Origin of the sequence: Corynebacterium timonense (genome assembly GCF_900105305.1) — a bacterium.
In the GTDB taxonomy this organism is placed as follows: domain Bacteria; phylum Actinomycetota; class Actinomycetes; order Mycobacteriales; family Mycobacteriaceae; genus Corynebacterium; species Corynebacterium timonense.
This window is the reverse complement of the sequence record NZ_LT629765.1, coordinates 151784-175438: the sequence shown is the minus strand read 5'-3', so window position 1 is coordinate 175438 and position 23655 is coordinate 151784. Positions and strand designations below refer to the sequence as shown.

Below are 23655 nucleotides of genomic sequence, written 5' to 3'. Positions count from 1 at the left end.
ACGACGAACCAGCAGCATATCTGCGTCACCTGTGGATCGGGTGGCCACTTGCTGGCGGTAACCTCCTACTCCCCCAGCACACCCGCGACCAGCGCCTGCGCCTCGGCCTGAACCTGTGTGAGGTGCTCGGCGCCGCGGAAGCTCTCGGCGTAAATCTTGTACTTATCCTCTGTGCCCGAGGGGCGCGCCGCGAACCACGCGCTCTCAGTGGTCACCTTCAGCCCGCCTATCGACGCCCCATTGCCCGGCGCCTCCGTCAGCTTCGCGGTGATCTTCTCACCGGCGAGTTCGGTGGCGCTCACCTGCTCCGGCGAGAGCTTCTTCAGCACCGCCTTCTGCTCCCGGGTGGCCGGCGCGTCGGTGCGCGCGTAAGCGGGGGCGCCGAACTTCTCCTCCAGCTGCGCGTAGCGCTGCGAGGGGGTCACACCGGTCACCGCGGTGATCTCGGCAGCCAAAAGGTCCAGGATCAGGCCGTCCTTGTCGGTGGACCAGACCGTGCCGTCGGTGCGCAAGAACGAGGCTCCCGCGGACTCTTCCCCACCGAAGCCGATGGTGCCGTCGAGAAGCCCGGGAACGAACCACTTGAACCCGACGGGCACCTCGACGAGCTCGCGTTCAAGGTCGGCGACGACGCGGTCAATCATCGAGGAGGACACCAAGGTCTTGCCCACGGCCGTGGATCGCGCCCAGCCTGGGCGGTGGGCGAAGAGGTAGTCAATGGCCACGGCGAGGTAGTGGTTCGGGTTCATCAGGCCGGCGTCGGGGGTGACAATGCCATGCCGGTCGGAGTCGGCGTCGTTGCCCGTGGCCACGTCGTACTTGTCGCGGTTGCGCACCAGCGAGGCCATGGAGTTCGGCGAGGAGCAGTCCATGCGGATCTGGCCGTCGGTGTCGAGCGTCATGAAACGCCAGGTGGCGTCGACCTCGGGGTTGACCACCTCCAGGTTCAGGCCGTGGGTCTCGGCGATCGCGCCCCAGTAGTCCACGCTGGCCCCGCCCATCGGGTCGGCGCCGATGCTCAGGCCGGCGTCCCGCACCGCCGCCAAGTCGACCACGCTCGGCAGGTCCGCCACGTAGGTGGCCAGGTACTCGTAGCGCTCGGCGCGCTCATCGAGGACGCCGGTAACGGGCACCCGCTTCACGCCGCTCAGCCCGTCGGACATGTAGGCGTTGGCGCGTTCGGCGATCCAGTCCGTCGCCTCGGCGTCGGCGGGTCCGCCGGTCGGCGGGTTGTACTTGAAGCCGCCGTCGCGGGGCGGGTTGTGCGACGGCGTGACCACGATGCCGTCGGCTGTGCTTGTCGACGACGCGCCGCGGTTGTGTCCCAAGATCGCGTGGGAGACCGCGGGGGTCGGGGTGTAGCGCCCGGCGGCGTCGACGCGCACGGGGACGTCGTTGGCAATGAGCACCTCAAGCGCGGAGATCATCGCGGGCTCGGACAACGCGTGGGTGTCGCGCCCGAGGTAGAGCGGGCCGGTGGTTCCGTTGGCGCGGCGGTAGTCCACGATCGCCTGCGTAGTGGCCCAGATGTGCTGCTCGTTGAAGGCGCTGTCGAGCGAGCTCCCCCGGTGGCCCGAGGTGCCGAAGGACACCTGCTGCGCGGGATCGGAGGGGTCGATCTCGCGCGTGTAGTACGCGGTGACAACTTCGGCGATGTCGATGAGGTCTTCGGGGCGGGCAGGCTTGCCTGCGCGTTCGTGAGCCATGGGGCACTCCTTTGGGGGTTGTGACGGTCTCGCCTCCCCCATCTTCCCCGCGCCGCGGCTTTTCCGCCACGCTGCGGGCGCCTAGGGTGAGGAGGCGTGTTCAAAGACGCCGTGCTCGTGGGCTTGGGAGCCGCCCTTGGTTCGGCGGTGCGCTACCTCCTTCTCGCGGGCGCGCCGCTCGGCGGGGTCGAGACACACCTCCTCAACGCCGCGGCGTGCTTCGCGCTCGGCGCGCTCGCCCCTGGAAAGTTCTGGGGCATGGGCGTGTTCGGCGGTTTTTCCACGTTCTCCGCCATTTCCGTCGCCGCGGCGCAGTCGAGCGCCGGGGGTGCAGCGTTGACGCTCGCCCTGAGCTTCTCCACCTGCGTTGCGGCGTGGTGCGCGGGCGACGCCGCCCGGTCGGCCGCGCGGGGGCGGCGATGACCTCGCTTATCGTGTCTCTGGCCGCGGTGGCGGCCGGCGGGTTTCTCGGCGGGGTGACGCGCTGGGCGTTGTCGCACCTCAACGCGGATACCTTCCACCCTGGGACGTGGGCCTCGAACGTCATCGGCTCGGCTGTACTCGGGTTTTCGTGCGCCATGCCCGGGCTGTGGGCGCTCGCGGCGGGCGCCGGGTTCGCGGGCGCCGCGTCCACGTGGCCGATGTTGGCGAAGGAACTCGGCGAGCACCTGAAAGCGCGACGGTGGGGCGATGCCGCCCGCTCCGTCGCGCTCACCGCCGCCGTCAGCGTCGTCGCGGCCTATTGGGGGGTGGTGTACGGCCAGCGGGTGTTCGGCTAACGTCTCGCCGCCGCCCGCGCTCGCGCCCGCATGAGCGGGCGTTTAGGGGTTGCTGGCCTCGACTTCGTCCTCGACCTTCTGCGGAACCTCTTTATCCTGGGAGGCTGCGGGCCGTCCGGGCACCCACAGGGCGATGAAGATGAACGCGACGAGGCCGTAGATCGCACCAAAGCCCAGGGCGACCGCGGCTGCCTGGCGCACGACCACTTCGCCGTCGGCGGCGAACGGCACGAGCTGCCCGACGAAGTCCGCCAGCGGGCCACCGTTGGTCTGGGAGGTGAACAGCGCCGCGAAGATCGCGATACCGAAGCCGTTGCCCAGCGCGGAGGCCATCTTGTAGAAGCCGGAACCGACGCCGACCTTGTCGGCGGGCAGCGCGCTCAGCGCGGCGTCGGTGCCCGGGGTCGCGAACAGCGCCAGACCCGCGCCGATGGCGAAGGACGCCACGACGTTGAGGATCATGTACTCGGTGCGCGGGAGGAAGGTGAAGGCGAAGAAGACCATCGACAGCGGCACCGTGACGGCGGCGATGAGGATCGGGAACTTCGCCCCCTTGGCGCCCAAGAGCTTCTCGCCGACGCGCAGGAAGGTGAAGATACCGGCCGCGAAGCCGAGGGTGAGCAGGCCCACGGTACCGGGCTCGAGGCCGTAGCCGCTCTGCAGCACCCACAACGAGACGACCAAGGAGCCACCCATCGAGTTGAGCAGGAAGTTGGTGGTGACCACGCTGCTGTACTGGCGGTTCTTGAACAACGCGAAATCGAGGAAGGCCTTGCTGCCCTTGGATTTCTCCACGACGCCGAAGATGACGAAGATGACAATGGCGCCGACGAGGAGAACCCACGGAATCGCGGTGGAAAAGTCCAGCTTGCTGGCCTGGGTTACCAGGATGAACACGGCGGCGATGCCGAGCGCGAAGGTAATCGCACCCGCCCAGTCGAGGCCGCGGACGCCGCTGCGCGGGGTCTGGGTCTCGGGGGCGCGGCGCACCAGGATGATGCCGGCGACGCTGACCAGCACACCGATGAGGAAGATGCCGCGCCACCCGACGAAGGTCTGCTCCAGCAGGCCACCGAAGAGGCTGGTCACACCGGAGGCGCCGAAGCTGCCCAGCGACCACATCGAGATCGCGCGGTGGCGGTCCGTGCCCTCCCAGTACGTCCGCACCAATGTCAGAGTCGCGGGCATGATGAGCGCGGCGGCGGCACCCTGCAGAATACGTCCGGAGAGGAAGAACGGGGTGGCAAGCGCGCCGGTGGGAGCCAGCGCCACCAGGAGCGAGCCGACGATGTTGACGATGTTGCCGGCGACGACCATGCGCACGTGGCCGTTGCGGTCGGCGATGCTTCCCGCAAGGGCGATGATCATGCCACACACCACGCCGGAGGCGGCGACACCGGAGCTGAGGACCGTCTCGTTCAGGCCGAGGTCCGCGAGGATGCGTGGGCCGTTGATGTTTGCCGTCTGGGCGAACAGCCAGAAGGTCGAGACACTCAGCACGAGGCCGAGGAGTAGGATATCGTCGCCGCGGTAGGTGGCTGGATCGGGGCGCCCAGTGTGGGTGCCCGCGCGGGGGCGGTTATCATTGGTGGTGCTCAAGGGGGGCCTCCTTCAGGGCATTGGCCTGGTGGCAACCAAGGCGGTCGTAATTCGGAGCGTAACGGACCTGACTAGGGCCCACTCCGTTTATTCATTCCTTTAAACTCCCCTTTTATGCGCACCTGGTATTGCGCCGTTAGCCGAGAGCCTGTAAGGGTGCCGTCCGCGCCGCCGCGCGGGCCGGGATCACCGCGGCGACCAGCCCGACCAGCACCGCCCCGACGATGAGCGCGGCGAGGTGCGCGTAGGGGATCACGAACCGGTCCAGCGCGGCATCGTCGGCCATGACCTGGGAAAAACCGTAGCCCAGCCACACGCCCACAACCGTGCCCGACAGGGCCCCGGCCAGGGCGATGACGACCGACTCCAGGACGATCATCGCCCGCACCTGCCCGCGCTGCATCCCCACGGCGCGCAACATGCCGAACTCGCGGCGCCGCTCCGTGATCGACAGCGCCAGCGTGTTCACGATCCCGAGGATCGCCACGATCACCGACAGCGCCAGGAGCGCGTAGACGATCGTGAGCAGCTGATTAACCGCGCCTGCGTTAGCTTCCTTGAACTCTTCGCGGTCCATGACCTGAAACACCGCGTAGGGGTCGACCACCTCTCGCAGCTTTTCGACGCCCTCGGGGCCGTCCACCCCTTCCTCGAACGCCACCCACGTCTGCTGGCGGAACCACTCCGATTCCGGCACGAGCTCGCGCGCGGTCACCGCTGAGACGGCCGCCTGGGTATAGACCTCGTTGTCGTCCCACGTGGCGAGCACCGGGACGCGCACGGGCTCCGGCGCGAGCGGCGAGGCCACCTCAACGATGTCACCGACGCGCAGGTTAAGGTCCTCGGCCCGACCGTGGCGCAGCCCCACACCCGGCTCGCGCAGCAACCGGTCGACGTCGCCGTCGATGACCTCGATATTGAGCCCGACGGATGGGTCGTCCGCCGCCACGGCCGTCACCGGGTCCTCGGCGGGACCGACGTTTTCGATGCCGATGGGCGCGAACAACGAACTCGTGGTACCGGCGACCACGTCGAGCCTCTCGATCTCCTCCACGAGGGCGGCGGGGACCCCGGACGGGGAGACCATCCCGGCACTGACCACAGCGTCGGCGCGCAGCCCTTCGTCCACCGCGCCGTACACCGAGTCCTTCATCGTGGCGCCGAGGATGCTCACCGCGGCCACGAGGGTCACGCCCAGGGTGAGGGCGAAGGTCGTCGAGGCGGTGCGGCGCGGGTTGCGCGCGAGGTTCGTCCCGGCCAGGGCGACCAGTACGTTGCCGCGCTTCGGGGCGCGGCTCAGCAGGGCGCGCGTCAGCCACGCCGAGCTCAGCAGCCAGCCGAGGATGAGGCCGACGGCGCCGCCGCCCAGCAGACCGAACCGGACGGAGGACTCCGCGTCGATGGCCACGGCCGCCACCGTCGCGGCCACACCCGTGACTAGGGCGACGAGGCCAATGACGGTACGCGCGCGGAGGGGCTGGTCCGACGATGCCTCGCCCGAGCGCATCGCCTGCACGGGCGGCACCGCCCCTGCTCGTCGGGCGGGAGCCCACGCTGCGAGGACCGTCACCAGCACCCCGACACCCAGGGCCACCACGGCAGCCTGCCACGTCACCGCCAGACCGCCGCTGGGCAGGCCGAACCCGGCGGCGTCGAGGCCCCACATGGCGGCCACCACCAGGCCCGCTCCGAAGGCGACGCCCAGCAGGGAGCCAGCCAGGCCGATGACAACGGCTTCGGTGACGACAGACGCGGTGAGTTGGCGGCGCGACAGGCCCAGCGCCCGCAGTAGCGCCAGCTCCTTGATGCGCTGCGCGACGGTCATGGAGAACGTGTTGGCGATGATGAAGGCGCCCACGAGCAGCGCGATCACGCCGAAAGCACCGATGACGTAGGTGAGAAAGGACAGGTCCTCCCGGAGATCCTTCGAGTCTTTCTCGGCGGCGCGCTCCCCGGTGAGGACCTCCACCCCGGGCAAGGCCCGCTCGATCTCCCGCATGACGTCGTCAACCGAGGCCCCGTCCTCGACGTCGACCGCGAGCATCCCGACGTTCTCGCCGGTCGCAAACTCCTCCCAATACTGCTCCTGCGGGATGGCCACCCCGGCGAAGCCGCCGACAGCAAAGCCGACGTCAGTGATCCCGTCGATGGTGAACGTGTGGCGGCCGTTGTCATCGATGACAACGATCTCGTCACCGACCTCCACGCCGTTGTCCTCCGCGGTCGTGGAGTTAAGAACCGCGTGGCCCGGCGCGCTCGGCGCGCGTCCCTCGGCGAGCGTTTCGCCGCTGTCGACGACGCGCTGGTCCTGGGGCGTGTAGGGAAACAGGTGCGCCCCGGCGCCGCCGGTACGCACCGGGGTGTCGTCGACAAGCAGCGCGATGAGCTGCTCGTCGACAACCTCGACACGGCTGACTCCGGCGAGCCCGCGCACCGACGCAGAATCGTCGCGGCCGACGGGCGCGCCCTCCCCTGCGCGGACGACGACGTCGGCGCCGCGGAACTGGGAGGTGATGATGTCGTCGAAGCTGGAGGCCATCGTCCCAGAAAGTATGAAGCCGCCGGCGACAAAGCCGGTGCCGAGGACGACGGCGATGAGCGAAAGGATGAAACGCGTCAGGTTGGCGCGGATGGTGCGCCAGCTAAGGAGGAAGAGTGTGGAGTTCATGGCTACTCAATCCCCGCCATGATGGTCAGGATGCCTTCCGCGGTGGGCGCGTTGAGCTCGTCGACAAGCTGACCGTCGACGAGGAAGATGACGCGGTCGGCGTAACTTGCGGCTCGTGCGTCGTGGGTGACAATCACCACCGTCTGCTCGTACGTGTCGGCGGCTGTGCGCAGCAGGCCGAGGACCTCCGCCGAGGAGTTGGAGTCGAGGTTGCCCGTGGGCTCGTCGCCGAAGATAATGTCGGGCCTGCCCACGACGGCCCGCGCGCACGCGACGCGCTGTTGCTGCCCGCCCGATAGCTCCGCGGGCCGGTGGTCCAGGCGGTGCTCGATGCCGAAGCGCCGTGCGACTTCACCGAACCACTCGTGGTCGACCATGCGCCCTGCGATCCTCGCGGGCAGCATGATGTTCTCCGCCGCGGTGAGCGTGGGCACGAGGTTGAACGACTGGAAGATGAAGCCGACGCGGTCACGCCGCAGCGCTGTGAGCTGTGCGTCGTCGAGGGTGGACACGTCCGTCTCGCCCAAGAAGGCATGGCCGCCGCTGGGCTGGTCGAGCCCGGCCATGCAGTGCATGAGGGTGGACTTCCCGGAGCCGGACGGGCCCATAATCGCGGTAAACTTGCCGACCTCGAACTCGACGGAGACCCCGCCGAGCGCGCGGACGGCGGTGTCGCCGGATCCGTAGGTTTTCTGAAGGTTAACGGCGCGGGCGGCGCAGCGCGGCGCGGCCGACACTGGAGACGGCATGAGAATCCCTTTCTGTGAGAAGGCGGAACATGCTGCTTCTTCGCATGCACTGTTAGCCTCGCTCACGCATGGCTTCCCACACATCGGTGAAGGCCCTGAAGCTCGCCCCCATTTTTTTGCTCAGGGTTGTCCCCGACTTCTCTCAGTCGGCGATCGCCTCCAGCGGCGGGGTCGTTGCCGCCCGCTGCGCCGGCCACAGCGCGGCGAGCACTCCGACGACGAGGGAGCCGCCGAGCATGATGGCCACCAGCGGCCACGGCACCACAAGCGTTTCCAGCCCTTGCTCGCGCAGCACGGTGAGGAAGGCCCACCCGAGGCCGAGCCCGAGCACGATTCCGGCGAGCGCTCCGAAGACGGCCATCTGCACGGATTCGAGGATGACCATGGTGCGCACCTGAACGCGCTGCGTACCCACGGCGCGCAGCATGCCGATCTCCCGGCGGCGCTCGATGACCGAAAGCGTCAGCGTGTTCACGATGCCCAGGACCGCGATGACGACCGCGAGCGAGAGCAGCGCGTACAAGATGAACAGCATGTGGTCGATGAGCTCGCCGATCTCCCCGCTCATCTCCTCCGGGGAGCGCACCTGGGCCACGATGTACGGCCGCGCCGTCTCTTCGAGCGCGGCGCGCAGCTCCTCTGCGTCACGGCTGCCGTCGCTACCGACGCCGAGCATCTGGATGGTCAGCGCGGTGTCGGGCACGAGCCTCAGCGCCGTGTCGCGGCTGATGGCCGCGCCCTGGATCACGGTGGACGGCTCGAATGTCCCGCCGAGGGTCACCTCGGTGGATTCCCCGGACAGCCCCGGCGCCGCCACGCTCACCGTGTCGCCCACCGACCAGCCACGCTCCTGCGCGTAGTCGCGCGGCGCGATGAAGGTGTCCTCATCCACCGCGATCTCCCCCTCCGCGGCGTCGAGGGCGAAGATATCGGCCGGGTTGGCCGAAAACACCGGGGTTGCCCCGTAAGGGCCGAACGCGTAGCTGTACTCCCCGTCGACGGTCACCGGCGCCTCGCTGTAGGAAACCACCGCGGCGACCCCGGCTGTGTCCTCCACCTCGGCGGGCAGTGGCGCGGGCAGCGGGAACGGCGCGTTCAACGGCCCGGTGAGCACGAAGTCGGCGGTGACCTCGCTGCGGGTTATCTCCGCCACAGATGCCCGCATCGATGCGCCCAGCATCCCGATGATGGCCACGAGCGCGATGCCGAGCATGAGGGCGAATGCGGTGGCGCTGGTGCGGCGGGGGTTGCGCCGCGTGTTCGTCGCCGCAAGCTTTCCGACGCTCCCAAAAGGCGCCCCGATCACCCGCCCAAACGGGGGAACGACGGGGAGGCTGAACGCCGGGCCGGCCAGGAACAGGCCCGCCACGCCACCCACCGCCGCGACGCCGACGAGGATGGCGCGGTTGCGCGCCGTCCCATCCTCCCACGCCACGCCCGCGGCCGCTGCCGCCACGCCCGCGACGATGAGCGCGACTCCGATCCACGTGCGCACCGCAAGAGGTTGCGGCGACGCCGATTCCCCGGAGCGCATCGCCTCGACGGGGAGGACCCGCCCGGCCCGCCGCGCCGGCGCCCACGCCGACAGCATGGTCACGACCGTGCCCACCACGAGCGGGACGAGGACGGCGTCGACGGACAGGCCCAGCCCGCCCGGCGGCAGCTCCATCCCGGTGGCCCCCATGATGGCCTTGATCACGGCGACGAGGCCGGTGCCGAGCACCACGCCGACCGCCGAGCCGAGCAGCCCGACGATCAGCGCCTCCGCCGACACAGACCGGGTAATCTGCCCGCGCGACGCGCCGAGGGCGCGCAACAGCGCGAACTCCTTCGTCCGCTGCGCGACGATCATGGAGAACGTGTTGGCGATGAGGAAGGTGCCCACGAGCAGGCCGACGAGGCCGAAGGCGACGAGGAAGTAGCTGACAAAGTTCAGGCCTTCCCGAATCGCCTCCTCCGCGTCCTGCGCGATGGCGTCGCCGGTATCGATCGCGTAGCTAGGGTGGGCGGCCCTCAGGGCGTCGACAAGCGACTCGGCGCTGACCCCCTCCGCGGCGGAGACGAGCGCCTCGGGCACCGTCGCGTCCTCGCGGTAGAACTCACCGTAGGTTTCCGGCGTGGTCACAAGCGCCACCGAGGAGGAGGGGGTGAGCTCGTCGTCGTAAAAACCGACGATGGTGTAGTCACGGCGGGAGTTCGGGTCGACGACGATGAGCTCCTCCCCGATCCCGATGCCATACCTGCCCGCGGCGTTGGCGTTGACTGCGGCCTCGCCGACGGCGGCGGGCGCGGCCCCCTCGACGATCTCTGGGGCGGCCCCGACCGCCTCGCCCGGCCCGTAGTAGACGCGCACCGTGGACACGCCCTGCCCCGTCTGGATCGGCGTCTCGTCCGCGCGCGCCGCAACAACCACGGTCGTGCCACTCGCGTTCACGGCGTCAGCCTCCGGTGCCTCACTCAGCGACTCAAGCTCCACGCCGGACTGGCCCTCCCCCGGCCGGACGACCGCGTCGACCCCGTCGTAACGCGAGCCGACGGCCTGGTCGAAGGTCCGCTCGAGCATCGTGGTGAACATGAGCGAGCCCGCGATGAAGGCCGTACCCAGCACGACCGCGAGGACCGTCAGCGCCAAGCGAAGCTTGTGAGCGGCGACGTTGCGCACCGACACCCGCATCATTGTGGACACGCCGCTACCCCTCGATCCCCGACATCACCTGCAGGATGGCGTCGATGCCCGGCTCACGCAGCTCGTCGACGATACGACCGTCCCGCAAAAACACCACCCTGTCCGCGTACGACGCCGCCCGCGCGTCGTGCGTGACTATGACCACGGTTTGCCCGTCCCCGTCCACCGCGTGCCGCAGGATCTCCAGCACCTCCCTGCTCGCGTTGGAGTCGAGGTTGCCGGTCGGCTCGTCGCCGAAAATAATCTCGGGACGGCTCACCAGCGCCCGCGCGCACGCGACGCGCTGCTGCTGCCCGCCCGACAGCTCGCTCGGCCGGTGTCTCAAGCGCTGGGCCAACCCCAGCCGATTCGTCACCTCGTCGAACCACTCCTGGTCGACCTTCCGGCCGGCGATGTCCGTGGGCAGCGTGATGTTTTCCGCCGCGGTCAGGGTGGGCACGAGATTAAACGACTGAAAAATAAACCCCAGACGGTCCCGGCGCAGCGAGGTCAGCTCTTTGTCCCCCAAGCCCGCCAAATCCGTGCCGCCGATGTAAGCAGACCCCGAGGTAAACGAGTCAAGCCCCGCCATCGTATGCATCAGCGTTGACTTGCCCGATCCCGACGGCCCCATGATGGCAGTAAACTCCCCGGCCGCGAACTCGACGCTCAGCGCGTCCAGCGCCACGACCTCGGTCTCCCCCTCCCCGTAGGTCTTCACAAGGTCGACGGCCCGCGCCGCCGCTTCTCGACGCCCAACCGGCGCCTCCCCACGAGAGTGCCGCCCCATACTCTTCCTTCCCGCTGCCGGTGTGTCCTCGTGAAGTCTTCGTTGAGTCTTCGTGACGAGGATACCCCGCACGCCACGACGAGCCCGCCGACCGCTACCGAGGCGTCCCGCGCCCGTAAGCGGTCTTGCGGTGTCACCCCGTGCGTGGCGCGATAAGGCGAGAGTAATCGGCGTTGGTGTAAAAAGTCCGCAGTGCGGAGTCGGTGTGGGCCGTGACGTCTGCGGTGTGTGGGGTTTCAAGCTTGTGGTTGCGCGTTGCGTAGGCGGGCTGCGGCTGGAAAGTCCGCAGTGCGGAGTTTTCGACAAGCGGTTGGTGCGGTGTCCCCGGGGTCGGAGGATTGCGGTATGCAGTGCATAGTTTTCTAGGGGACAGTGGTCCGCAGTGCGGAGTTTTCGGCCGGCTGGCCCAGCGTTGAAACGTGGCCCGTGGTTTGTTGTGGTTGCTTCGCTCACGCCCCGAAAAAGTCCGCGGTGTGTGGGGTCGCGGCCGGGCGGTCGAGTCCGCGTTGCGGAGTTTTCGCGGGTGATCACCCGCACACACGGGCGCGCCCGGACAGTAGTGTCCGGGGGCACACACAAAAAACAAGGGGGGGTGGCCAGCCGTTCCACCTTGTTCCCTGCCCGCTTGGGGTGGGTGTGGTGGTGGGGCTGGTCACCCCCTTTAGGGGTTTTATGTTGTTGTTGTTGTTGAGTTGTTGGGTCGGCGGTAACTTACTCTCCCACCCCCTCCCGGGGGCAGTACCATCAGCGCGGGCGGGCTTAGCTTCCGGGTTCGGAATGGGACCGGGCGTTTCCCCGCCGCCATCAACCACCGACACATTCATCGGGACAGGCAGCACAAACTGTGTACTGTATTCAATTCTGGTACTGGCTCACACACCATGAATAAAGCGGGGGGTGGTGTGGTGTGTCAGATACTGCATAGTGGACGCGAACACACGGTCTTTACGGTGTTTCTTGTTGGTTTGTTTTGTTTTTTGTTGGTGTATTAGTACCGGTCACCTTCACGTATTGCTACGCTTCCAGATCCGGCCTATCAACCCTATCGTCTGTAGGGAACCTCGAATGAAACCTCATCTTAAAACAGGCTTCCCGCTTAGATGCTTTCAGCGGTTATCCCTCCCGTACGTAGCCAACCAGCGATGCTCCTGGCGGAACAACTGGCACACCAGAGGTACGTCCGTCCCGGTCCTCTCGTACTAGGGACAGCCTTCTTCAAGTTTCAACGCGCGCGGCGGATAGAGACCGAACTGTCTCACGACGTTCTGAACCCAGCTCGCGTGCCGCTTTAATGGGCGAACAGCCCAACCCTTGGGACCTACTCCAGCCCCAGGATGCGACGAGCCGACATCGAGGTGCCAAACCATCCCGTCGATATGGACTCTTGGGGAAGATCAGCCTGTTATCCCCGGGGTACCTTTTATCCGTTGAGCGACACCACATCCACAAGTAGGTGCCGGATCACTAGTCCCGACTTTCGTCCCTGCTCGACTAGTAAGTCTCACAGTCAAGCTCCCTTGTGCACTTACACTCGCCACCTGATTGCCAACCAGGCTGAGGGAACCTTTGGGCGCCTCCGTTACTCTTTGGGAGGCAACCGCCCCAGTTAAACTACCCACCAGGCACTGTCCCCAACCCAGATCATGGGCCAAGGTTAAGGTATCCACTACGGTCAGAGTGGTATTTCAACAACGACTCCACAACCACTAGCGTGGCCGCATCAACGTCTCCCACCTATCCTACACAAACCGCACCGAACACCAATACCAAGCTATAGTGAAGGTCCCGGGGTCTTTTCGTCCTGCCGCGCGAAACGAGCATCTTTACTCGTACTGCAATTTCACCGGGCCTGTGGTTGAGACAGCAGGGGAGTCGTTACGCCATTCGTGCAGGTCGGAACTTACCCGACAAGGAATTTCGCTACCTTAGGATGGTTATAGTTACCACCGCCGTTTACTGGGGCTTAAATTCTCCGCTTCGACCCAAAGGGTCTAACAGGTCCTCTTAACCTTCCAGCACCGGGCAGGCGTCAGTCCGTATACATCAACGTAAAAGTCTTCGCACGGACCTGTGTTTTTGATAAACAGTCGCTCCCCTCTATTCTCTGCGACCCCACACAGCAACAACCACCGCAAAAGGGTGGCGCACCATGTAAGGTCCCCCTTCTCCCGAAGTTACGGGGGCAATTTGCCGAGTTCCTTAACCACAGTTCACCCGACCGCCTTAGTATTCTCTACCTGACTACCTGTGTCGGTTTCGGGTACGGGCCGTGTACACACTCGCTAGAGGCTTTTCTCGACAGCATAGGATCACCACCATCACCCACAAAAGGGCTACGCATCACGCCTCACACACAAGGGCCGATGCATTTCACACCAACCCGTGCCACACGCTTACACCGCAATCCATTAAACGGCGTGGCTACCTTCCTGCGTCACCCCATCACTGCACTACTACGGATCAGGCCCCACCCCACACACCACCACCAGTGGCCCAAAGACCACAACAGTAGCGGCATAAAGGGCGGTTAGTATCACCGCCTCGCACCTGGGCGCATGTACACGGGTACGGGAATATCAACCCGTTAACCATCGACTACGCCTGTCGGCCTCGCCTTAGGACCCGACTCACCCTGGGAAGACGAACTTGACCCAGGAACCCTTAGTCATCCGGCGGATAAGATTCTCACTTACCACTCGTTACTCATGCCTGCATTCTCACTCGCACACAGTCCACAACCCCTTACGGTACTGCTTCACCCCATGCACGACGCTCCCCTACCCAAACACACACTCAGTGTGCTTGCCGCGGCTTCGGCGGTGTACTTGAGCCCCACTAAATTGTCGGCGCGGAACCACTCGACCAGTGAGCTATTACGCACTCTTTCAAGGATGGCTGCTTCTAAGCCAACCTCCTGGCTGTCTTCGCGATCCCACATCCTTTTCCACTTAGTACACCCTTAGGGGCCTTAACCGGCGATCTGGGCTGTTTCCCTCTCGACTATGAAGCTTATCCCCCACAGTCTCACTGCCATGCACCACTTCACCGGCATTCGGAGTTTGGCTGACATTGCTAAGATGATAGTCCCGCTCAACCAACCAGTAGCTCTACCTCCGGCAAGCTAACATGACGCTGCACCTAAATGCATTTCGGGGAGAACCAGCTATCACGGAGTTTGATTGGCCTTTCACCCCTACCCACAACTCATCCCCTCAGTTTTCAACCTAAGTGGGTTCGCGCCTCCACAACCTCTTACAGCTGCTTCACACTGGCCATGGGTAGATCACCCCGCTTCGGGTCTAGGACATGCCACTAACAACACCCAATTAGGATTCGCTTTCGCTACGACTACCCCACCAACGGGTTAACCTCGCGACATGCCGCTAACTCGCAGGCTCATTCTTCAAAAGGCACGCCATCACACACACGAAGGTGCTCTGACGGATTGTAAGCGCACGGTTTCAGGAACTATTTCACTCCCCTCCCGGGGTACTTTTCACCATTCCCTCACGGTACTATCCACTATCGGTCACACTGAGTATTTAGGCTTACCGGGTGGTCCCGGCAGATTCACAACAGATTCCACGAGCCCGCTGCTACTCGGGAAACACACCAACATTCATGCATATGCCTTCACGTACAGGGGCTCTCACCCACTACGGCGCACCATCCCAGGCAACTTCCGCTAACACACACACAAACGCACAGACATGACAGTGCCTGAACAATGCATCCCCACAACCCCACATGCGCAACCTCTGCCAAGTATCACACACACATGGTTTAGCCTCATCCACTTTCGCTCGCCACTACTCACGGAATCACACTTGTTTTCTTCTCCTACGGGTACTGAGATGTTTCACTTCCCCGCGTCAACCCCCACACAGACTATGAATTCACCTGCAGGTAACACCACACAACCGGTGCCAGGTTTCCCCATTCGGACATCCTCGGATCAACGCTTAGTTGGCAACTCCCCGAGGCTTAACGCAGCCTCACACGTCCTTCATCGGCTCAGCATGCCAAGGCATCCACCGTACGCCCTTGACCAAAAAACACAACACAAAAAACACACAAGAATAAAGATGCTCGCGTCCACTATACAGTTCTCACACACCACACCCACACACCCAACCACCACCACAACAAAGCAGCAGCAGCAAGCATGCAAGCCACAGAACAACACACATGTGCCATCCCAGACACCCAACAGCGCACCAACACAACATTTGCTCGCAGGAAAAAGGCCACATACCACACGCACAAAGCACAACAACCACACGTCATGCCGGCATGCATCCACCCGGATTTTAAACAACACAGTGGCAGCACCACACACGGGCACTCAACCACCACACCTGCAACCGCAGGCACACAAAACAAAAGCTCCTTAGAAAGGAGGTGATCCAGCCGCACCTTCCGGTACGGCTACCTTGTTACGACTTCGTCCCAATCGCCGATCCCACCTTCGACGGCTCCCACTTAAGGCCACCGGCTTCGGGTGTTACCAACTTTCATGACGTGACGGGCGGTGTGTACAAGGCCCGGGAACGTATTCACCGCAGCGTTGCTGATCTGCGATTACTAGCGACTCCGACTTCATGGGGTCGAGTTGCAGACCCCAATCCGAACTACGACCGGCTTTCAGCGATTAGCTCCACCTCACAGTATCGCACACGCGCTGTACCGACCATTGTAGCATGTGTGAAGCCCTGGACATAAGGGGCATGATGATTTGACGTCATCCCCACCTTCCTCCGAGTTAACCCCGGCAGTCTCTCATGAGTCCCCAACCAAATGCTGGCAACATAAGACAAGGGTTGCGCTCGTTGCGGGACTTAACCCAACATCTCACGATACGAGCTGACGACAACCATGCACCACCTGTACACCAGCCACAAGGGAAACTACATCTCTGCAGCGATCTGATGCATGTCAAGCCCAGGTAAGGTTCTTCGCGTTGCATCGAATTAATCCACATGCTCCGCCGCTTGTGCGGGCCCCCGTCAATTCCTTTGAGTTTTAGCCTTGCGGCCGTACTCCCCAGGCGGGGCGCTTAATGCGTTAGCTACGGCACGAACCCCGTGGAAGGGACTCACACCTAGCGCCCACCGTTTACGGCATGGACTACCAGGGTATCTAATCCTGTTCGCTACCCATGCTTTCGCTCCTCAGCGTCAGTTACTGCCCAGAGACCTGCCTTCGCCATCGGTGTTCCTCCTGATATCTGCGCATTTCACCGCTACACCAGGAATTCCAGTCTCCCCTACAGCACTCAAGTTATGCCCGTATCGCCTGCAGTCCCACAGTTAAGCCATGGACTTACACAAACGACGCGACAAACCACCTACGAGCTCTTTACGCCCAGTAATTCCGGACAACGCTCGCACCCTACGTATTACCGCGGCTGCTGGCACGTAGTTAGCCGGTGCTTCTTATCCAGGTACCGTCACAAAAGCTTCGTCCCTGGCGAAAGGAGTTTACAACCCGAAGGCCTTCATCCCCCACGCGGCGTCGCTGCATCAGGCTTGCGCCCATTGTGCAATATTCCCCACTGCTGCCTCCCGTAGGAGTCTGGGCCGTATCTCAGTCCCAATGTGGCCGTACACCCTCTCAGGCCGGCTACCCGTCGACGCCTTGGTAGGCCATTACCCCACCAACAAGCTGATAGGCCGCGAGCTCATCCCATACCGCAAAAGCTTTCCACCACCGACACTAAACGATGGTCCTATCCAGTATTAGACCCAGTTTCCCAAGCTTATCCCGAAGTACAGGGCAGATCACCCACGTGTTACTCACCCGTTCGCCACTCGAGTACTCCTGCAAGCAGGAGCCTTTCCGTTCGACTTGCATGTGTTAAGCACGCCGCCAGCGTTCATCCTGAGCCAGGATCAAACTCTCCACAAAAAGTTTCAGCAGAAACAGGCCGTGAAAAGCCCAAACCCAACCAAAAACAAACCAACCACCACACCACACCACACAAAAACATGCAGCACGACACGGTGAACTGGCCAATCCTCAAATTACAAAACAGCCACCCCCCCACCCGACGAGGGCAAAAAAAGGGGGGCAACCAAAAAACAGCATCCACAATCCGCGAATCAATCACGCACCACAAACACCAACAAGCAGCATCCCATCAAAGGTTCAGACACCACCCACCGGCACACACCAACCACCACCATCACAAACAACAGCAGCAGCCAGCACACGCAGCACACAACCAACCCACAAACAAAAAATGCATTGGCACACTATCGAGTTCTCACACAACACACGCACACCCCAACCACCCAGCACAACACCAGGCAATCAAAGCGGCTAGCCAGCACACGTTTTCCTCACCGCCAACTCACCACACTCACTGCGGCGGGGCGCTGTCGGTCTCGCTGACTCACATAAAACTACACACACCCACAACCAAACACAAACCCCCAGCACAACCCGCCAAAATGCGTGTCGTTATGGGGCGTTATACGCGCCGAATATCCGCACCCAACGCCGTCAGGTTTTCCACGAAGTTCGGGTAGCCGCGGTCGATGTGGGCGACGTCGTGGACCGTCGTCACGTCGTCGGCGACAAGTCCCGCGAGCACGAGGCCGGCGCCGGCACGGATGTCGGAGGCCCACACGTCGGTCGAGGAAAGCTTGTCAACGCCGCGCAGCACGACATGGTGCCCGTCGACGGTGGCGTCGGCGCCGAGCCGGAGCATCTCGTCAACAAAGCGGAAACGGGCCTCGAAGACGTTCTCTGTGATCACCGACGCCCCGTCAGCGATGGCGGAGATGCCGATCGCCATCGGCTGCAGGTCCGTGGGAAAGCCCGGGAAGGGCAGCGTTTGGTAGTCCACCGCCCGGGGCCGGTTCTGCATGCGCACGCGGAACCCGCTGTCGTAGCTTTCCACCGTGGCTCCGGAGATTTTGAGCTTTTCCAGCGCGAGGTGCAGGTGGCGCGGCGCGATGCCGGTGACCGTGATGTCGCCGCGTGTCATTGCTGCCGCGTAGGCCCAGGTTCCGGCGACGATACGGTCGCCAACCACGGTGTGTTCGGTGGGGCGCAGCGCGTCTACGCCATCGACGGTGATGATCGAGGTGCCGGCACCGGCGATCCGTGCTCCCATCGCGTTGAGCATGTCGCACAGGTCCACGATCTCCGGTTCGCGGGCGGCGTTGTCCAGCACGGTCCGCCCCTCCGCGAGCACGGCAGCCGTGACGATGTTCTCCGTCGCGCCGACGGACGGGAAATCAAGCTTGATCGCCGCGCCAGTCAGCTTCCCGGCTTTGGCTACGACGGCACCGTGCTCGATGTGGGTCGTCGCACCCAGCTTTTCCAGCCCGGACTGGTGCATGTCCAGCGGACGGGAGCCGATGGCATCGCCGCCAGGAAGGGCGACGTAGGCCTCGCCACAGCGCGCGGCGAGTGGGCCGAGGACGGCGACCGACGCGCGGAACTGGCGCACCGCGTCGAAGTCGGCGTGCGGGGAGACGTCGGCGGGGGTGGTGATGCGCACGACTGATCCGTCGATCTCCACCTCGCAGCCGAGGCCGACGAGGACGTCGCGCATGAGGGGGACGTCGAGAATCTGCGGGCAGTTGTGCAGCGTGGTCGTCCCCTCCGTGAGGAGGGTGGCCGCCATGAGCTTGAGCACGCTATTTTTGGCCCCATCGACACGGACGGAACCCTCGAGGCGGGTGCCGCCCTGAACTAGAAATCGTTCTTTCACGCGGTCCACCCTACAGAAACCGGGGCTTAGGGCAGTGCCCCGATGCGCCGGGCTGCGTTGACGGCCTCGTAGCGGGTGTGGGCCCCGAGCTTGCGCATCACGCTGCGCAGATAGGACTTCACCGTCTCCGCGCCGATGCCCATTTCCTCGGCCGCCTCGACGTTCGTGTGGCCAAGCGCGACGCAGGACAGCACGTCAAGTTCGCGCGCGGACAACTTCGTCGACTGCTTCACGCGCACGGGAGAGACCATCTGATCGCACAGTTGCTCGAGCTCTTTGCGCAGCGTGTCGTCCTGGACGCGGTTGGCCAGCATGCGCAGCTTGGAGTGGGTGGAGCGGACCTGTTCCCACTCGGCGCCGTTCATGATCCGGCCGGGTTTCGGGCTGCCGGTGGCGCCCTCGGAACGTCGCAAAGCGGCGTTGATGGCGAGGTCCTGCTCGAGGGTGCGCGCTGTCATGGTGACTTCCTCGATGACCTTGTCGCCGAGGCGCACCGGCGAGTGGACGCCGACGTAGAGGACACCGCGGATCTCGCGCTGCACGATGACGGGCACCGCGACGACGGAGTGCAGGCCCTCGTCCTGGATCTGGCGGTCGTACTCGTGGGAAATGACGCTCGCGCGCGCGTAGTCGGAGACGCCGACGGCGCGGCGGGTGGCAACGACGCGACCGCCGACGCCGGCCCCGGGTTCGATGAGGAGGTTCTGCAGCGCGGGGGTGCGAAGGCCGATCCACTGGGTGATCTGCAGGCGGTTGTCGTTGAGCAGGGTGCCGTACATCGCTACCGGGATTGCCGTGGCGGTCTTCAGCGCGGTGAGCGCTGCTCGGATGGCGTCGTCGTCATCCCTGATTCTCTGGGCGTCCATCATCGATCCTTCGGAGGCTAATCTGCAGCTTTCAGCGTTCGGTTCAGCGTTCGCGTGCGGTCGGTGCTTCACACATTTGTGACCACAATGAGCAACATCATAACCGCCTTTCGGGGGTAGCCAAATTGCACCCGCCCAGCCCGCATGCATTGTGTCCTGAATCTCTTTGCCCGAAGCGGGGGTAGCAGCTGCCACACCGCGATAGACCGTATAGTCTATTTTGCGGGGACGTGTCTGTCTAGGCTTTCGGTGTACACTCGCGCGTAGTAACTGAACCCGAGCACAAAAGGAAGTCATCATGCCTCAGTCTCAGCCCAAGATCGCGAACAACGTCCTCGAACTCATCGGCAACACGCCGCTCGTCGAGCTTCACGACGTCACCGGCGACGTCAAGGCCCGCGTCCTCGCGAAGCTGGAGTTTTACAACCCCGCCAATTCCGTTAAGGACCGCATCGGCAAGGCCATCGTCGAGGCCGCCGAAGCCTCCGGCGAGCTCACACCCGGCGGCACCATCGTGGAGGCCACCTCCGGCAACACTGGCATCGCGCTCGCCCTCGTCGGCGCCGCCAAGGGTTACCGCGTCGTATTGACCATGCCGGAGACCATGTCCACCGAGCGCCGCGTGGTCCTGCGCGCCCTGGGCGCCGAGATCGTGCTCACCCCAGGCTCCGCGGGCATGAAGGGCGCCGTGGAGAAGGCCAACGAGATCGTCAGCTCCACCGATAACGCCATCCTGGCCCGCCAGTTCGACAACGAGGCCAACCCGAAGATCCACTACGCCACGACCGGCCCTGAAATCTGGAACGACACCGACGGCGACGTGGACATCCTCGTCGCGGGCGTCGGCACCGGCGGCACCATTTCGGGCGCCGGCAAGTACCTCAAGGAGCAGAAGCCGGACGTCAAGCTCGTCGCCGTCGAGCCCGCCGCCTCGCCCCTGTTGACGAAGGGCGAGGCCGGTCCGCACAAGATCCAGGGCCTCGGCGCGAACTTCATCCCGGGCACCCTCGACCGCGACCTCGTCGACGAGGTCATCGCCGTGCCCCACGAGGACGCGGTGTCCGTCTCCCGCGAGCTCGCCCGCACGGAGGGCATCCTCGGCGGTATTTCCACCGGCGCCAACCTGAAGGCTGCCCTCGACGTGGCCGCCCGCCCGGAGAACGAAGGCAAGACCATCGTGGTCATCATCCCCGACTTCGGCGAGCGCTACATTTCGACCATCCTCTACGAGGACATCCGCGACTAGTTCGACGCAGGCGCGCGTGGCGACGCCCCGGGCAGTGTTACACTCGGCACACATGTGGAAGGCCGTGAACATGATCCGGGAAGACCTGCGCAATGCGCGAGCTCACGACCCGGCCGCCCGAGGCGATATCGAAAACGCCATTGTCTACTCCGGGCTCCACGCCATTTGGATCCACCGCGTGAGCCACGCACTGTGGACGCGCGGTGTTCGGGGGCCGGCGCGCATCCTCGCTCAGTTCGCGCGCTTCCTCACCGGCGTGGAGATCCACCCCGGCGCCACCATCGGGCGCCGCTTCTTTATTGACCACGGCATGGGCATCGTCATCGGTGAGACCGCAGAGATCGGTGACGGCGTCATGCTCTACCACGGTGTCACCCTGGGCGGCCAGGTGCTCACCCAGACGAAGCGCCACCCCACCATCGGCGACAACGTCACCATCGGTGCCGGTGCCAAGGTGCTCGGCCCCATCACCATCGGGGCGAACTCCGCCATCGGCGCCAATGCCGTGGTGACCAAATCGGTCCCGCCGAACTCCATCGCCGTGGGCATCCCCGCCAAAGTGCGCGAGCGCCGCGAGGAGGAGACCAAGCACCTCGTCGACCCGGACAAGTACTTCGACCCCGGCAGCTACATCATTTAGGACGCGCCACCCGTATCCACGAGGTCGGCGTACTCCGGGTTCTTCTCAATGAAGTGCGCGACCGCGGAGCACTGCGGGACGACGGTGCGGCCGGCCGCTGCGACGTCGTCAAGCGCGAATGCAATGAGCGCCTTCGACAAGCCTTGGCCTTGGAAGGCGTCGAAGACCACCGTGTGCGGGAGCACGCGTGCGGCGCCGCGGTCGACGTAGGTGGCGTAACCGGCGAGTGTGTCGCCGACGTAGATCTCGTACTGCCCCTCGCGCTCGTTCACCCGCAGCTCGGGCGTTGTGTTCTCGGGCGTTGTGTTCTCAGGCATCATGGCTCCTTTCAGTGCACGTTGTGTGGCCAGCCTAGCCACGCGCAACGAAAAATGCCCCCTCCTGCGTGAGCAGGAAGGGGCGCGTGGTGTGGCCAGAGCCAGGATCGAACTGGCGACCCCACACTTTTCAGGCGTGTGCTCTACCGACTGAGCTATCTGGCCGGAACCGCTCCGCGGAGCTGTTCTGCGACCCTGACGGGACTTGAACCCGCGACCTCCGCCGTGACAGGGCGGCGCGCTAACCAACTGCGCCACAGGGCCGTATTCTGTTGTTTCTGCCCGCTCTAGCGTCCGCTTTTCACAGCGTCACACTGTCGCGTGCACGAGTTGATACTCTACACAGAGGCCCGGATACACTACAAATCGCGAGGTGAACGCGCGTTTCCGCGGCGAGGGCCAGCGCCGCATGACAGAAAAAAGCGGCCGGCGCCCCGAAGAGCACCGACCGCCTGCTGCGACCCTGACGGGACTTGAACCCGCGACCTCCGCCGTGACAGGGCGGCGCGCTAACCAACTGCGCCACAGGGCCGTATCCTTTTGTCTCCGGACCCCGCTCACACCCGGGCCCGAGTACCCCCAACGGGATTCGAACCCGTGTTGCCGCCGTGAAAGGGCGGAGTCCTAGGCCACTAGACGATGGGGGCCCACCGCATCCGGGCCGGACTGGCCCGTGCAGCCCGATTATCATAAACCAGCGCCTTTTCCCACGCCAAACCTGCTGGCTACCGGGATTTTCCTTACGTTTACCTGCGGCAACGTCCACCGCCGCGCAGCTGCGTCGCGCGAGTAAGGTTTCTGCCATGGATACCGCCACCGGAGACAACTACGGCTACTCGGCCGACAAGGCCCGCTACATCGCCCGCCTCAAGCGGATCGAGGGACAGGTTCGCGGCGTGGAGCGCATGATCGAAGATAACAAGTACTGCGTCGACATCCTCACCCAGATCTCCGCCATCACCTCCGCCCTCGAAAACGTGGGCCTGGCCCTCCTCGACGAGCACCTCTCGCACTGCGTCGCGGGCGCGATTGAAGACGGCGGCCACGACGCCGTCGAGGCTAGAATCAAGGAAGCAATGCAAGCGATCAAACGGATGGTGAAAAGCTAATGGCAACCGCGGAGATCTATGACGCCGAACTCAACCCCACCAAGGAAGAAGTAGCCGCCGAGCACTCGCGGATCGTCGAGCTTTCCGGTACCTACCGGGTTGTCGACCCCGACGACGTCGTCGGCATCGAGGTCCTCGTTGGCAAAGACGCCGACGGCAACCTCGCCCAGCTTGCGCTGACGTACCGCCCGGCCGACCGGGCCCTCGACAGCGAGCTGCTGCGCATGCAGCACTCCGAGCTTGGCGAGCGCTCCGTGGCGTACCTCACCGACGACCCCGTGGCCGTGCGCGAGATTATCACCACGATCATGCGCGGCGCGCCCGGCGCGGACTTCGACAACGGCGAGCCGATCTTCGCCGTCCGCGGCAACGGTCACTCCCCCGAGATGGAGGTGACCGAGGTTGAGATCCAGGACTGCAACGGGTGGACCTCGATCGGCACCGCGCTTTTCGACGGCGAGCAGCGCCAATTCCAGCTCCGCATCCAGCGCTTCATCCAGGATCAAGCGGCCGCCGCCGACGAGCTCGCCCTCGTCACCGACGCCGACGCCACGCTCATCCGCCTCGAGGTCTGGGACTAGGAGCGCCCCTGCCAACGCGAAAAGCCGCCCCTGCGGGGCGGCTTCGTCGTGGGCCCTCCGGGGCTCGAACCCGGGACCTGCGGATTAAAAGTCCGTAGCTCTACCAACTGAGCTAAAGGCCCTACCTCAGACGGGCGCTGGTTCGCGCCAGCCTGCCGAGTAGTCTAGCGCCCTTGACGCAGCTGAGAAAAACCGGCCCCCTTATTGATAACTATTT

15 protein-coding genes, 5 tRNA genes and 3 rRNA genes are annotated in these 23655 nt (G+C 64.5%); 6 read left to right on the top strand and 17 right to left on the bottom strand.

Annotation, left to right across the window (positions count from 1 at the left end):
• Positions 1-65: 65 nt before the first annotated feature.
• Positions 66-1706, bottom strand: coding sequence for a phosphoglucomutase (alpha-D-glucose-1,6-bisphosphate-dependent) (gene pgm / locus BLT81_RS00840; protein WP_019193457.1), 1641 nt, complete (start codon positions 1704-1706; stop codon positions 66-68).
• A gap of 96 nt (positions 1707-1802) precedes the next feature.
• On the opposite strand from pgm, the gene BLT81_RS00835 reads away from it, so the two are divergent.
• Entirely contained in the window at positions 1803-2129 is a 327-nt protein-coding gene (locus BLT81_RS00835) for a CrcB family protein (protein WP_019193458.1), read from the top strand.
• Positions 2084-2485, top strand: coding sequence for a FluC/FEX family fluoride channel (locus BLT81_RS00830; protein WP_083337235.1), 402 nt, complete (start codon positions 2084-2086; stop codon positions 2483-2485). The genes BLT81_RS00835 and BLT81_RS00830 overlap by 46 nt, the downstream gene beginning before the upstream one ends.
• A gap of 42 nt (positions 2486-2527) precedes the next feature.
• Here the strand turns inward: BLT81_RS00830 and BLT81_RS00825 are convergent, their stop codons facing one another.
• The 10 genes from BLT81_RS00825 to ramA form a co-directional block, all read right to left on the bottom strand.
• A complete protein-coding gene (locus BLT81_RS00825) occupies positions 2528-4084 on the bottom strand; it encodes an MFS transporter (RefSeq protein ID WP_019193460.1) in 1557 nt (518 codons plus the stop codon).
• Positions 4085-4220: 136 nt separating this feature from the next.
• Positions 4221-6752 (bottom strand): ABC transporter permease, encoded by a 2532-nt coding sequence (locus BLT81_RS00820; protein ID WP_019193461.1) that lies wholly within the window; start codon positions 6750-6752, stop codon positions 4221-4223.
• A 2-nt stretch (positions 6753-6754) separates the two neighbouring features.
• Positions 6755-7501: an ABC transporter ATP-binding protein gene (locus tag BLT81_RS00815; protein ID WP_040420714.1), complete on the bottom strand. Its 747-nt coding sequence runs from the start codon at positions 7499-7501 to the stop codon at positions 6755-6757.
• Positions 7502-7643: 142 nt separating this feature from the next.
• Positions 7644-10178 carry an ABC transporter permease gene (locus BLT81_RS00810; RefSeq protein WP_019193463.1) on the bottom strand — a complete coding sequence of 845 codons (2535 nt, stop codon included), beginning with the start codon at positions 10176-10178 and terminating at the stop codon, positions 7644-7646.
• A 13-nt stretch (positions 10179-10191) separates the two neighbouring features.
• Positions 10192-10956 carry an ABC transporter ATP-binding protein gene (locus BLT81_RS00805; protein ID WP_019193464.1) on the bottom strand — a complete coding sequence of 255 codons (765 nt, stop codon included), beginning with the start codon at positions 10954-10956 and terminating at the stop codon, positions 10192-10194.
• Between the two features lie 698 nt (positions 10957-11654).
• A 5S ribosomal RNA gene (rrf, locus tag BLT81_RS00800) occupies positions 11655-11772 on the bottom strand.
• 153 nt (positions 11773-11925) lie between these two features.
• Positions 11926-15014 (bottom strand): 23S ribosomal RNA (locus BLT81_RS00795).
• 336 nt (positions 15015-15350) lie between these two features.
• Positions 15351-16863: ribosomal RNA gene (locus BLT81_RS00790) — 16S ribosomal RNA — on the bottom strand.
• Together the 16S, 23S and 5S rRNA genes form the textbook arrangement of a ribosomal RNA operon.
• Before the next feature lie 565 nt (positions 16864-17428).
• On the bottom strand, positions 17429-18679 hold the full coding sequence (gene murA, locus BLT81_RS00785) for a UDP-N-acetylglucosamine 1-carboxyvinyltransferase (protein WP_019195051.1): 1251 nt from the start codon (positions 18677-18679) through the stop codon (positions 17429-17431).
• A gap of 26 nt (positions 18680-18705) precedes the next feature.
• Positions 18706-19545 (bottom strand): acetate metabolism transcriptional regulator RamA, encoded by an 840-nt coding sequence (ramA, locus tag BLT81_RS00780; protein ID WP_019195052.1) that lies wholly within the window; start codon positions 19543-19545, stop codon positions 18706-18708.
• 298 nt (positions 19546-19843) lie between these two features.
• Between ramA and cysK the strand changes: the two genes are divergently transcribed.
• A complete protein-coding gene (gene cysK / locus BLT81_RS00775; protein ID WP_019195053.1) occupies positions 19844-20791 on the top strand; it encodes a cysteine synthase A in 948 nt (315 codons plus the stop codon).
• 52 nt (positions 20792-20843) lie between these two features.
• Positions 20844-21431 (top strand): serine O-acetyltransferase EpsC, encoded by a 588-nt coding sequence (epsC, locus tag BLT81_RS00770; protein WP_019195054.1) that lies wholly within the window; start codon positions 20844-20846, stop codon positions 21429-21431.
• Here epsC and BLT81_RS00765 read toward each other — a convergent pair.
• The 5 genes from BLT81_RS00765 to BLT81_RS00745 form a co-directional block, all read right to left on the bottom strand.
• Positions 21428-21748: a GNAT family N-acetyltransferase gene (locus tag BLT81_RS00765; protein ID WP_019195055.1), complete on the bottom strand. Its 321-nt coding sequence runs from the start codon at positions 21746-21748 to the stop codon at positions 21428-21430. The genes epsC and BLT81_RS00765 overlap by 4 nt on opposite strands.
• 92 nt (positions 21749-21840) lie before the next feature.
• Positions 21841-21913 (bottom strand) — tRNA-Phe (locus BLT81_RS00760).
• A gap of 25 nt (positions 21914-21938) precedes the next feature.
• Positions 21939-22012 (bottom strand) — tRNA-Asp (locus BLT81_RS00755).
• Between the two features lie 194 nt (positions 22013-22206).
• Positions 22207-22280 (bottom strand) — tRNA-Asp (locus BLT81_RS00750).
• Positions 22281-22322: 42 nt separating this feature from the next.
• Positions 22323-22395: transfer RNA gene (locus BLT81_RS00745), tRNA-Glu, on the bottom strand.
• A 156-nt stretch (positions 22396-22551) separates the two neighbouring features.
• Here BLT81_RS00745 and BLT81_RS00740 point away from each other — a divergent pair.
• Both BLT81_RS00740 and BLT81_RS00735 read left to right on the top strand, forming a co-directional pair.
• Positions 22552-22857, top strand: coding sequence for a metal-sensitive transcriptional regulator (locus BLT81_RS00740; RefSeq protein WP_019195056.1), 306 nt, complete (start codon positions 22552-22554; stop codon positions 22855-22857).
• Positions 22857-23438 (top strand): CG0192 family protein, encoded by a 582-nt coding sequence (locus BLT81_RS00735; protein WP_019195057.1) that lies wholly within the window; start codon positions 22857-22859, stop codon positions 23436-23438. Before BLT81_RS00740 ends, BLT81_RS00735 begins: the two co-directional genes overlap by 1 nt.
• A 49-nt stretch (positions 23439-23487) precedes the next feature.
• On the opposite strand, the gene BLT81_RS00730 is transcribed toward BLT81_RS00735, so the two are convergent.
• A tRNA-Lys gene (locus BLT81_RS00730) sits at positions 23488-23560 on the bottom strand.
• Positions 23561-23655 lie beyond the last annotated feature (95 nt).

Coding starts and splice junctions, on each gene's coding strand:
- pgm (WP_019193457.1), bottom strand. CDS start 1,706: ATGGCTCACGAACGCGCAGGCAAGCCTGCCCGCCCCGAAGACCTCATC.
- BLT81_RS00805 (WP_019193464.1), bottom strand. CDS start 10,956: ATGGGGCGGCACTCTCGTGGGGAGGCGCCGGTTGGGCGTCGAGAAGCG.
- ramA (WP_019195052.1), bottom strand. CDS start 19,545: ATGGACGCCCAGAGAATCAGGGATGACGACGACGCCATCCGAGCAGCG.
- BLT81_RS00765 (WP_019195055.1), bottom strand. CDS start 21,748: ATGCCTGAGAACACAACGCCCGAGAACACAACGCCCGAGCTGCGGGTG.
- BLT81_RS00740 (WP_019195056.1), top strand. CDS start 22,552: ATGGATACCGCCACCGGAGACAACTACGGCTACTCGGCCGACAAGGCC.
- BLT81_RS00735 (WP_019195057.1), top strand. CDS start 22,857: ATGGCAACCGCGGAGATCTATGACGCCGAACTCAACCCCACCAAGGAA.
- BLT81_RS00815 (WP_040420714.1), bottom strand. CDS start 7,501: ATGCCGTCTCCAGTGTCGGCCGCGCCGCGCTGCGCCGCCCGCGCCGTT.
- epsC (WP_019195054.1), top strand. CDS start 20,844: ATGTGGAAGGCCGTGAACATGATCCGGGAAGACCTGCGCAATGCGCGA.
- cysK (WP_019195053.1), top strand. CDS start 19,844: ATGCCTCAGTCTCAGCCCAAGATCGCGAACAACGTCCTCGAACTCATC.
- BLT81_RS00810 (WP_019193463.1), bottom strand. CDS start 10,178: ATGATGCGGGTGTCGGTGCGCAACGTCGCCGCTCACAAGCTTCGCTTG.
- BLT81_RS00820 (WP_019193461.1), bottom strand. CDS start 6,752: ATGAACTCCACACTCTTCCTCCTTAGCTGGCGCACCATCCGCGCCAAC.